General features: G+C 54.4%; 12 protein-coding genes and 1 other annotated feature. Of the genes, 3 read left to right on the forward strand and 9 right to left on the reverse strand.

Annotated elements, in window-relative coordinates; all coding sequences use genetic code 11:
- Nucleotides 1-426 precede the first annotated feature (426 nt).
- Entirely contained in the window at nucleotides 427-1,203 is a 777-nt protein-coding gene (locus Q1A48_RS19725; RefSeq protein ID WP_299948353.1) for an SDR family oxidoreductase, read from the forward strand.
- Nucleotides 1,204-1,468: 265 nt separating this feature from the next.
- Here the strand turns inward: Q1A48_RS19725 and Q1A48_RS19730 are convergent, their stop codons facing one another.
- The 3 genes from Q1A48_RS19730 to dinB all read right to left on the reverse strand — a co-directional run bounded on the left by Q1A48_RS19730 (nucleotide 1,469) and on the right by dinB (nucleotide 3,821).
- Nucleotides 1,469-1,924, reverse strand: a complete 456-nt coding sequence (locus Q1A48_RS19730) for a hypothetical protein (RefSeq protein ID WP_299948355.1) — start codon at nucleotides 1,922-1,924, stop codon at nucleotides 1,469-1,471.
- A 13-nt stretch (nucleotides 1,925-1,937) separates the two neighbouring features.
- Nucleotides 1,938-2,465: a sigma factor-like helix-turn-helix DNA-binding protein gene (locus tag Q1A48_RS19735; protein ID WP_299948357.1), complete on the reverse strand. Its 528-nt coding sequence runs from the start codon at nucleotides 2,463-2,465 to the stop codon at nucleotides 1,938-1,940.
- 279 nt (nucleotides 2,466-2,744) lie between these two features.
- A complete protein-coding gene (gene dinB, locus Q1A48_RS19740; RefSeq protein WP_299948359.1) occupies nucleotides 2,745-3,821 on the reverse strand; it encodes a DNA polymerase IV in 1,077 nt (358 codons plus the stop codon).
- A gap of 85 nt (nucleotides 3,822-3,906) precedes the next feature.
- Between dinB and Q1A48_RS19745 the strand changes: the two genes are divergently transcribed.
- Nucleotides 3,907-4,449, forward strand: coding sequence for a hypothetical protein (locus Q1A48_RS19745; protein ID WP_299948361.1), 543 nt, complete (start codon nucleotides 3,907-3,909; stop codon nucleotides 4,447-4,449).
- A 66-nt stretch (nucleotides 4,450-4,515) separates the two neighbouring features.
- Here Q1A48_RS19745 and Q1A48_RS19750 read toward each other — a convergent pair whose 3' ends face one another.
- From Q1A48_RS19750 to Q1A48_RS21990, 5 genes are all read right to left on the reverse strand, one after another.
- Nucleotides 4,516-4,683: a DUF1328 domain-containing protein gene (locus Q1A48_RS19750; RefSeq protein WP_299948363.1), complete on the reverse strand. Its 168-nt coding sequence runs from the start codon at nucleotides 4,681-4,683 to the stop codon at nucleotides 4,516-4,518.
- Between the two features lie 235 nt (nucleotides 4,684-4,918).
- Nucleotides 4,919-5,326, reverse strand: a complete 408-nt coding sequence (locus Q1A48_RS19755) for a polysaccharide deacetylase family protein (protein ID WP_366523453.1) — start codon at nucleotides 5,324-5,326, stop codon at nucleotides 4,919-4,921.
- Between the two features lie 139 nt (nucleotides 5,327-5,465).
- On the reverse strand, nucleotides 5,466-5,789 hold the full coding sequence (fdxA, locus tag Q1A48_RS19760) for a ferredoxin FdxA (protein WP_299948365.1): 324 nt from the start codon (nucleotides 5,787-5,789) through the stop codon (nucleotides 5,466-5,468).
- Between the two features lie 139 nt (nucleotides 5,790-5,928).
- Nucleotides 5,929-8,487 (reverse strand): DNA mismatch repair protein MutS, encoded by a 2,559-nt coding sequence (mutS, locus tag Q1A48_RS19765; protein ID WP_299948367.1) that lies wholly within the window; start codon nucleotides 8,485-8,487, stop codon nucleotides 5,929-5,931.
- A gap of 53 nt (nucleotides 8,488-8,540) precedes the next feature.
- A complete protein-coding gene (locus Q1A48_RS21990; protein ID WP_366523451.1) occupies nucleotides 8,541-8,852 on the reverse strand; it encodes a tyrosine-type recombinase/integrase in 312 nt (103 codons plus the stop codon).
- On the opposite strand from Q1A48_RS21990, the gene Q1A48_RS19770 reads away from it, so the two are divergent.
- Nucleotides 8,843-9,268, forward strand: a complete 426-nt coding sequence (locus Q1A48_RS19770) for a hypothetical protein (RefSeq protein WP_299948369.1) — start codon at nucleotides 8,843-8,845, stop codon at nucleotides 9,266-9,268. The genes Q1A48_RS21990 and Q1A48_RS19770 overlap by 10 nt on opposite strands.
- Here Q1A48_RS19770 and Q1A48_RS21995 read toward each other — a convergent pair.
- Nucleotides 9,183-9,422 (reverse strand): IS3 family transposase, encoded by a 240-nt coding sequence (locus Q1A48_RS21995; protein WP_366523452.1) that lies wholly within the window; start codon nucleotides 9,420-9,422, stop codon nucleotides 9,183-9,185. The genes Q1A48_RS19770 and Q1A48_RS21995 overlap by 86 nt on opposite strands.
- Nucleotides 9,415-9,531 (reverse strand) — a sequence feature (AL1L pseudoknot). Its footprint overlaps the gene before it by 8 nt.
- Nucleotides 9,532-9,641: the final 110 nt, after the last annotated feature.

The raw sequence follows: 9,641 nt of genomic DNA on the forward strand, positions 1-9,641 counted from the left end.
ATAACGTTAAGGGGCGTGTATTCAGCCAAAAGTCGATTAAAAATCCATCAAAATAGAAAAAAGCAGCTTTTCCCTGAATCTTTTGGCTTGCTAGAAAATTTTTCCAAATAATATTTCCAGATTTTAACAGCCTGTTAGTGCACTATTTATTTGTTTATTCGTATGTTACTTTGTGACCAGACCATTTAATGTTCTGCGTTAATTTTTTGGATTAAAATCCAAGCAAGCGGCCTATAAAAAGGCAATTAAACCGTCTACTAGTGTGGTGGATGATTCCTGGTAATGTTTATCGGTAATGAGGAGAGTCGACAAGAACGTGAAGAAACGATTTGTTGAGGGACAGATCATCCCGGCCCTGCGTGTGCCAAACAGGTCTTAACCTATTGATTTTAATGATTTGTATAGTACCTGTGAAGGGAGTTAAATATGCGGGACTCCATGCTGGATTTCAGCGGGCAGGTCGCCCTGGTTACCGGTGCTGCCAGAGGCTTTGGCAGGCTTTTGGCGCGAGAGCTGGGTGTTCGCGGTGCCAGATTGGTACTGGGTGATATCAATTCAGCGGAACTGATGGCCTTTGCGGATACATTGGCCAGCAACGGTAGTGAAGTGCGTGCTCAGGGCTGCGATGTTGCCGTTGAGGCAGACGGTCTTTCTCTGGCCGAGTTGTCCCAGTCTGAGTATGGCCGGTTGGATATTGCGGTCAACAACGCCGGTATTGCGCCTCCCATGATGGCCCTAGAGGACACGAATGAAGTGACGATGGACCTGCAGTACAATGTCAATCTAAAAGGGGTATTCTTTGGTCTCAAGCACCAGTTGCCTTTGATGAGGGCGCGTGGTGGTACGGTGCTCAATGTGGCTTCCATGGCTGGTTTGGGCGGTGCGCCTAAAATTGCCGCCTACGCGGCGGCCAAGCATGGTGTGATCGGCCTGACCAAGACAGCGGCGCTGGAAAATGCTAGGTATGGGATTCGTGTCAATGCCATTTGCCCTTTTTATTGCCGGACCCCCATGTTGACCAGGATGGAAACCCCTGAAGCGGTTCCGGAAGCAATGCAGGCATTTCTGGCCGGGGGTTGCCCGATGAAGCGCCTGGGAGAAGCAGAGGAGGTGGTGGCGGCCATGTTGTTATTATTGTCGCCGAAGATGACCTATGTCACAGGACAGGCACTGGCGGTGGACGGCGGTTTATCGGCTTTTTGAGTCCCGGTTATTGAGTAGCTCAATAGAGAGTTATAGCTTGCAGAGTACTCCTTTTTGATATAGCTAATCATACTCTGATACCTGTATTTTTTTGGCTGGTACCCCTGAATAATTGTCGTCTTACACTGGACAAATGCACAATTAAGAAGTATTGAAGTGTTGGTACGCTATGCGCGCGCTTGAAGCAAAAGTATCGCTATACGGGGATAGCCTGTTTACAAAGAGGGTAATCAAGCAGAATGCGGATTGCGCTCCGGAGGCCGGGTTAAGGCTGTGGCAGTATGCGGCAATGTTTTTGTGCTCTTCTGCGTAATTCCCGTGGCAATGGGGCGCCTGAGGGGGTTTTACGGTGTGTGCGCCACTCGCGACAAAGGGCAATATAGTTTCCAGCGGCAACTTGGTTGTGAAGGGGTAACCAGGGGTCTTCCTTCGGGATTGCTGGCAATACGGGTGCTTGCCACTGCGGTATTGCGGGAATGAATGCTTGTGCTTCACCCTCCGGTATTCTGCCCGGTGTCAGGGCCCCCAGGAGTTGAACAGGATGCACCAGCAACAGGAGCACCACAGTGGCGGTGCCGCTGAGAGAGACTTTTGAAAGCAAACGGCCGATATCCTTTTTGTGCTGGTAATGTTTCGCCTGCTGTAGAATCTGGACATCGAGCTGTTGCGGAGAGGCTAATGCGGATACCTCTTCGCGATATTGACGCTCCCAGTTACTCATGCTGTTTCCTCGATCACTCTTCGATGGCCTGTATCTGCCAGGGCTTTCGGCGAGTGCCGTAGATTTGTGTTTCGACCGCCTCTCGGGCACTGTGGTACAACTCGCGACAGGTTTTCAGAGATATGCGCTCGATATCTGCGATGGCTGCCAGAGACAGCCTGCATTCCACAAACAGCAGCAACACATTGCGTTGCTTTGCGGGCAGCTTCTGGATGGTGCTGAGCACAGTTCTCTGCTGGGTCCTGTGGTGGGTTTGCACTTCACGGCTTCTGCAGGCCTGTTTGCTCAGTAATTTGTTCACTTGGATAAACAACCAATTTCGCAGCAGCTGACGGTCAAGTTGTGGAGGTCTTTCCAGAATTTCCTGCCACAGGCTCCGCAGCAATTGCTCGGTAGAAACTGGCGCCAATTGCACGCAATAGCGGTACAGTGCATCCTTGTGACGCGCGTACAACAGGTGGAAAACGGCGGGCTTTCGCGTTTCCCTGTAATGCTTGAGAAGCGCCTCGTCAGAAAGGTGTTGGAATGCCTTGCGGGACAATGTGTCGCGCCTCCGTACGCGGACAATTCAGGCCCGGGCAGCCCCCGGGGGACTCTGAATGAAAGCGGCAATAGTAAAGAAAATTATAGTACGGCTAAGCGTGGTATTTATTCTTCGGCTCACAAGTTGGCCGGGTTAAGCATAACTGGGGGGGTTGTATATCCGAGAGCCAAGCAAGTATAGATGGCTCCAAATGTCTCGGTGAAATTCCGGGTATCGGCGAGCGCCATATTTTGATAACTGCAGAGGAAGGCGGTTGATTGATTGAAGCATTTTGTATTAAAAGTATTTTAATGCTGGCAGGGGCAATGGCAGTTGTTGTGGTCCCTGTCCGGCCCGCAGATCCGTGAGCCTTACCCCAATGCCCAACAAGCGGATCGGGGCAGGGCGCTTTTCCCGACACTCCTGCAGCAGTTGCCGGAACTCAGAAATCCGTCCTGCGCGGCTGCTGCGCTCGTGTGTGCTCAAAGAGAAGTCCGAATATTTCACCTTTACCGTGGCGCTATTGATTTCAAAGCGGGAACCGAGCTTTTCCAGTCGTTCCAACAGGCGCATGTACAGAGAGGTTAGCTGTTCCAGCCAATCATCAAAGGCCCACAGGTCTTCACTAAAGGTGTGCTCTACACTCACACTCTTGCGGGTGTTGTCACCGCTTACCGGGCGCTCGTCGATTCCGCGGCTCAATTCATAAAGACGACGTCCAAACTTCCCGAAGGACTTGCTTAATTCAATCGAGGAGTAACGCCTCAGGTCGAAACAGGTTCGTATGCCCTGGCGGTGCATTTTCTCAGCGGTGACGCGGCCCACGCCGTGAATTTTTTCCACTGGCAGGCGCAGAACAAATCCGTCCACTTCGTCAGGGGTGATGATTGTGAGGCCATCGGGTTTGCGCCAATCACTGGCAATTTTGGCGAGGAACTTGTTGGGGGCCACGCCGGCGGAAATGGTGATACCGAGGCTGTCGCGTACCCGTTGGCGGATCTCCCCCGCAATCAGGGTGGCGCTGCCGCAGCAGCGGGTGCTGTTGCTCACATCCAGGAAAGCCTCATCCAGAGACAGGGGCTCAATAGTATCGCTGTAATCACCTAGGATCTCTCGAATCTGCCCGCTGACCTCCCGGTATTTGGCCATGTTGCCGGGTACTACAATCAAATCAGGACAGAGTTTCTTGGCCTGGGCGGTGGCTAGGGCGGAGCGTACACCATAACGGCGCGCTTCATAGTTACAGGTTGAGATGACCCCGCGGCGGTCACTGCTGCCGCCTACCGCCAGTGGGCGGCCACGCAGGTTGGGGTCGTCACGCATTTCAACTGAAGCATAGAAACAATCGCAGTCACAATGAATGATCTTTCGCATGCTGTAATTATATACAGTGTTTGTTGCGCCAGGTAGTGTTTTGTGTTTGCAGGGATGGGTAAGTTGGAGCATAGGTGGTTGAATAATGTGTAACATCCCATTGGTGCAGTACCCGGATTCCGATACAGTGAGCGACATCTTTGCAGAAATAGAGGATGAATTGGGTGCTGTTCCCAGCCTGTTCCGGGTCTATGCCCACCACCGGGGGCTCCTGGAGGCCAACTGGCACAAGTTCAGGGCGATTATGTTGCACGGCTGTCTGTCGGCACAGCTAAAAGAAGCCATCGGCCTTGCGCTATCCTCGGACAATCACTGCGATTACGGCATCTATCACCACAGCGCCTCCCTGCAGATGCTGGGTGTTGTCTCTGCGGAAATCTTGCGTATTCGTACAGACCCCAGGCATGTGCGTTTTTCAGAAAAAGAGCAGGCACTGTTTGATCTGGCACGAAATGCCAATAGCGCTCCTAGCGACCACCGCAAGCATCTTATTGCTGCGGCGCGCAAACTGGGGGCCGGGGATGAAGAGCTGCTGGAGGCGCTGGGGGTGATGGAGCTGGTGCTGGGCTTCAATCACTCGGCCGAGGTGCTGGGCCTGGACCCCAACAGAACGCCTCATCAGAAATAGTGGGGGCAGGCGCAATAGCTACCTGTCAGCAGGCCGCGGTACCGGTTCAAGCCCCGGTGAGGGTGGTTATTTCGGTGGCCGAGGTTTGCCGAAGATCAGTACCAGAATAAACAGCACAATAAAGATAAAGAAGAGAAACTTGGCGATTTCCGCCGCCGTGGTGGCGATGCCGCTAAACCCGAAGAAGGCGGCGATCAACGCAATCACCAGAAAAGCAACCGCCCAGCGCAACATGTATCCGCTCCCGGTATCAGGCTGCGGGAGCGGATGGCAGGTGACGGCCCTGCCAGGCTCCCAGTGCCCTTATTTATAACGTGGCCGGGCACTGGATACAAATGTTCCTTGTCTTTCTTTTTGGCGATCTGTGCCAAAGTCACAAAGCGAAACCCCCTGTGTATGAGCCAGGAGCGAATCACAGGGAGTGCGGCGACAAACTGTTCTGTGTGTTCGTGCATGGGGTGGAGCAAAACTACAGAGCCGTCTCCGGCGTTTTCCATTCGGCGTGGTGCCGGGGCTCCAAATCCCATTGTGCCACTAGGAATTTCTGCTCTGCCAGAAGGCTGCGTAACTTTTCGGAGAGGTTGCCAAAAGGGGGCAGAATCATAGGTCGCTCTTGGTGGCCGTGGCGCTGAAGTAAGGTGCAGTTTTTTATTTCCTCTTTCGCGCTACTGAGAGGCAGGTTGGCCAGGTTGATATGGGAGTAGCCATGATTTCCCAACTGGTGCCCAGCGGCAATAATGGCGCGGGTCTGCTTGGGGTGCTTTCCCATTTCTCGCCCCAAGAGGAAGAAGGTTGCCTTAATGTGCTGCGAACCCAGCCGCTTTAACAGCGATTCTGTTGCGCCCGGTACCGGGCCTTCGCCAAAGACCAGGGCTATCTGCTTTTGTTAAGCGGTATTCGCAAAGGCCGCCAATGGCGACTCAAAGAATATAGGTGAAAGTACAATTGTTATTATTCTCATTTACTTTGACTGGTTTAAAAACCACTGGCGCCGTCACGGTGTTTTTTGCTATTGCTTATCGTTCGAGCTGATCCAGCTTCCCTTTTTTGCCATCCCACGCCTCTGCCTCGGGCAGCGGGTCCTTTTTTTCCGTGATATTGGGCCAGATTTCCGCAAGCTCTGCGTTCAGCTCGATAAACTCCTGCTGATCGTCCGGCACCTCATCCTCCGAGAAAATCGCATTGGCGGGGCACTCCGGCTCACACAGGGCACAATCGATACACTCATCTGGGTGAATGACCAGGAAGTTGGGGCCTTCGTAAAAACAGTCTACCGGGCAAACCTCTACACAATCGGTGTATTTGCACTTGATGCAGTTTTCCCCAATTACGAACGTCATGTTTGTGCCTCATTAGTGCCACTGAATCTTTCCAGCAGGGGATTTTATCAATTACTGGCGCGAATTGTAGTGGCTTTTCAGTCAATTTCGTTTACTGGTTATAACAGGATGCGTCGGGTGACGCCTGCTGTCTCACCTGTTAATTCAATAAGTTGCGCAGTGAGTAGAGGGCCTCCAGGGCTTGGCGCGGGGTCAGATCGTCCGGGTCCAGCTCCTCCAGAGCATCCACAGCCGGGTGGCTGGGGCTGTTGAACAGGTCTACCTGCAGTGGGGAAGCAGGGCGGGCGGGTGCGGTTGCTGCAGGTGCCATAGAGATGGAAGCTGGTTGCACGCCGGCCTCCAGCGCTGCCAGGCGGGCGTGCGCCTCTGTCAATACTTCGCCGGGAATGCCCGCCAGCTTGGCCACCTGCAGGCCGTAACTCTTGGAGGCCGGGCCCTTCTGGATACGGTGCAGAAAGACAATGCCGTCGCCGTGCTCGGTGGCATCCAGGTGGATATTGGCTGCTTGCGGGCAATGATTGGGCAGATCGGTGAGTTCGAAGTAATGCGTGGCGAACAGGGTAAAGGCGTGCACCTCTGCCGCCAGGTATTGGGCACAGGCCCAGGCCAGGGAGAGGCCGTCGTAGGTGCTGGTGCCCCGGCCGATCTCGTCCATCAGTACCAGGCTGTGCTCGGTGGCGTTGCGCAGGATATTGGCGGTCTCGATCATCTCCACCATAAAGGTAGAGCGCCCCCCGGCCAAGTCGTCGGCGCTACCGATACGGGTAAAGATGCGGTCCAGCAAGCCGATTTTGGCCTTTTCCGCGGGCACATAGCTGCCGCAGTGGGCGAGCAGTGCAATCAGGGCGGTCTGGCGCATATAGGTTGATTTACCACCCATATTGGGGCCGGTAATGATCAACATACGGCGGTCATTGTGCAGCTCGATATCGTTGGCCACGAAAGGTTCGTCTAGCACCTGTTCTACCACCGGGTGGCGGCCGCCACTGACCTGCAGGCCCGGCTCTGTGGCCAGCTCCGGACGACAGAGGCACAGATTGTCGGCGCGTTCGGCCAGGCAGGCCAATACGTCCAGCTCCGAGATTCCGGCTGCAGCGGTTTGCAGCTTGGCCAGAAAATCACTTAGTTTGTCGATCAGGCCCTCATATAGCGATTTTTCCCGCGCAAGCGCACGGCTTTTGGCGGAGAGCGCTTTGTCTTCGAAGGTTTTCAGTTCCGGAGTGATAAAACGCTCGGCATTCTTAAGGGTTTGACGCCGGATATACTCTGTCGGCGCTTTATCACTCTGCCCCCGGCTGATTTCAATAAAGTAACCATGCACCCGGTTGTAACCCACTTTCAGTGTGGGGATACCTGTGCGTTCTTTCTCGCGCTGTTCCAGTTGAACCAGGTAATCGCCGGCGTTTTCACTGATAGCCCGCAGTTCGTCCAGCGCTTCGTCGTAGCCAGTGGCGATAACACCGCCATCGCGAATCACAACCGGTGGGTTTTCCACTATGGCTTTCTGCAACAGGTTCACTGTCTCAGGCCACTCACCGATTTGGCTACGCAACGCTTTTAGCCGGGTTGTATTGACTTCTTCCAATTGCCGCTGAATTTCCGGGAACTGTTGCAGAGACTGTCCCAATCGTGCCAGATCCCTTGGGCGCGCGGAGCGCAGTGCCAGACGACCGAGAATCCGCTCCATATCCCCAACGAGTTTGAGGGCATCCCGCAGTGGCTCAAAGCCATAGTTCCCCGTTAGCGCGGTGATCGCATCCTGGCGATTGCGCAGGGTGGTGAGCTGGCGCAGTGGGTTGTTCAGCCAGCGGCGCAGCAGGCGGCTGCCCATGGCCGTCTTGCAGGTGTCCAATATCGACAGCAGTGTATTGTCATCACCGCCTGTCAGGTTCAGATCAATCTCCAGGTTGCGGCGACTGGCGCCATCCAGGGCTACAGTCTCATCGCTGCTCTCTGTCAGCAGGCCGCGGATATGGGGCAGTTCAGTGCGCTGGGTATCCCGGGCATACTGCAGTAGGCAGCCGGCGGCTGCGATAGCGCCGTGCATAAGGTTGCAGCCGAATGCCTCCAGGTTGTGTGTGCCGAACTGTTGGTTGAGATGGCGTTGGGCGGTTTCCAGCTCAAACTCCCAGTGCGCGCGGCGGCGCAACCCGGCGCGGCGCTCGATCTCCCCAGGCAGGGACATATTTTCCGGTACCAGTAGTTCTACCGGGTTGTGGCGTAGTAGTTGTTCTGCCAGCGCTTCCAGGGAGTCAGCCTCCTGCACCACAAAACGGCCGGTGGCCAAGTCCAAGAGCGCCAGACCAAACTGGTTGCCCTGTTGCGAGATGGCGGCAAGCAGGTTGTCACAGCGGTCATTGAGCAGAGCTTCGTCGGTTACAGTGCCTGGTGTGACGATACGCACCACCTGCCGCTCAACTGGCCCCTTGCTGGTGGCCGGATCACCAATCTGTTCGCAGATTGCTACAGAGACGCCAGCCTTGATCAGGCGGGCTAGATATCCCTCTGCCGCATGGTAGGGAATCCCCGCCATTGGTATTGGCTGCCCACCGGATTTTCCCCGTGCTGTGAGGGTCACATCTAGCAGTTCCGCCGCCTTTTTGGCATCGTCATAAAATAGTTCGTAGAAATCCCCCATACGGTAGAATACCAGCTCCTGGGGGTGCTGGCCCTTGATACGCAAGTATTGCTGCATCATCGGAGTGTGTTCAGAACCTTTTGATTTTGTTGCTGTTTTTTCCAATTTAATGCCTATCGTCTAAAAAGGTGTCTAAGACTCGGGTCGGCTACATTATCAGTTTCGCGGAGACGAATGTAGCGCTCTGTCATAGATGGGCTGGTGTGTCCTGCTAGTCGCTGGGCATCGGTACCGGCGTGCTTGGCATCCGTTAATGATTTCGCCCTAATGTCGTGAATAGTGGTGTGTTCCACTCCGGCTTTCACTCTAGCTCGGCCGAAGCCGTCGCGGATGGCTCGATAGCTGTATCGGGTGCGCTTGCCATGAGGGTGGAATAGATAATTGGCTGGTCCACGGCGAAGGAGTTGGCACTTTTGTGCTGGCACTGCAAAGTTTTTCTAAACAACCTGGGGTCAGCAGCCTGGTAGCCAGCGGCAAAGATCTAGGCGGGGAGGGAGTATTTTCCTCCAATCCGCGCGGCAAAAACTCCCGCAAGGAAGACCTGGAAAAGGTCTATGAAGCCGCTGGTTTGCACTTGGTTGGTGTCAATATCAATAGTTACGATATGAAAAACCTCGATGCGCGGAAAAAGGCGCAAGAAGAAGCATCTAAGGTACTTTCCAATTACATCATTGGCGGCGCGGGTGCTGCATTTGGTGTTTCAAAGCATGAAAATGCTGTAACTCCTGGTATTTCCTCGGTAACAGTTCAATCACTCATTGGGTTCGAACGCCTTCCAGCTGCAGCACTCTCATCAGCCGTTCAACTGCACAGCGGGCGACCTTTATGTCCTCGCGGTTAAGCGGCTTCCAGACCTTGCGAGCATCATAGACGCAATGATTTTCTTTGTAGACCCGCTGGATCTTAGGCTTCAGCTCACCGTCACGTTGAGCGCGCGCACAGCGATGCTCTGGATTGGCCCAGATGCTTGTAGCGGTAGTAAGTCGACGGTGCAATCAGCAAAACTTCGCAAATTGACTCGACACCGTACGCCTCACGCTCCTGGCCAATGAATAACACCATTAGTACGGTTTGCGGTCAAGCTTCGCCTGGACGAAAAAAGCGGCAGCCTTGCGCAAGATCTCGTTAGCGCGCTTTAGCTCGCGGACTTCGCGCTCCAGCTCTTTAAGGCGGGCTGCGGCACCACTAGTGGTGCCGGGCTTAGTGCCGTTGTC

The sequence above is a fragment of the uncultured Microbulbifer sp. genome (genome assembly GCF_947489355.1).
Lineage (GTDB): Bacteria > Pseudomonadota > Gammaproteobacteria > Pseudomonadales > Cellvibrionaceae > Microbulbifer.

Excerpts from the sequence above, each read along its gene's own strand:
- Q1A48_RS19725 (WP_299948353.1), top strand. The coding sequence starts at position 427 with ATGCGGGACTCCATGCTGGATTTCAGCGGGCAGGTCGCCCTGGTTACC.
- Q1A48_RS19730 (WP_299948355.1), bottom strand. The coding sequence starts at position 1,924 with ATGAGTAACTGGGAGCGTCAATATCGCGAAGAGGTATCCGCATTAGCC.
- dinB (WP_299948359.1), bottom strand. The coding sequence starts at position 3,821 with ATGCGAAAGATCATTCATTGTGACTGCGATTGTTTCTATGCTTCAGTT.
- Q1A48_RS19745 (WP_299948361.1), top strand. The coding sequence starts at position 3,907 with ATGTGTAACATCCCATTGGTGCAGTACCCGGATTCCGATACAGTGAGC.
- Q1A48_RS19750 (WP_299948363.1), bottom strand. The coding sequence starts at position 4,683 with ATGTTGCGCTGGGCGGTTGCTTTTCTGGTGATTGCGTTGATCGCCGCC.
- fdxA (WP_299948365.1), bottom strand. The coding sequence starts at position 5,789 with ATGACGTTCGTAATTGGGGAAAACTGCATCAAGTGCAAATACACCGAT.
- mutS (WP_299948367.1), bottom strand. The coding sequence starts at position 8,487 with ATGATGCAGCAATACTTGCGTATCAAGGGCCAGCACCCCCAGGAGCTG.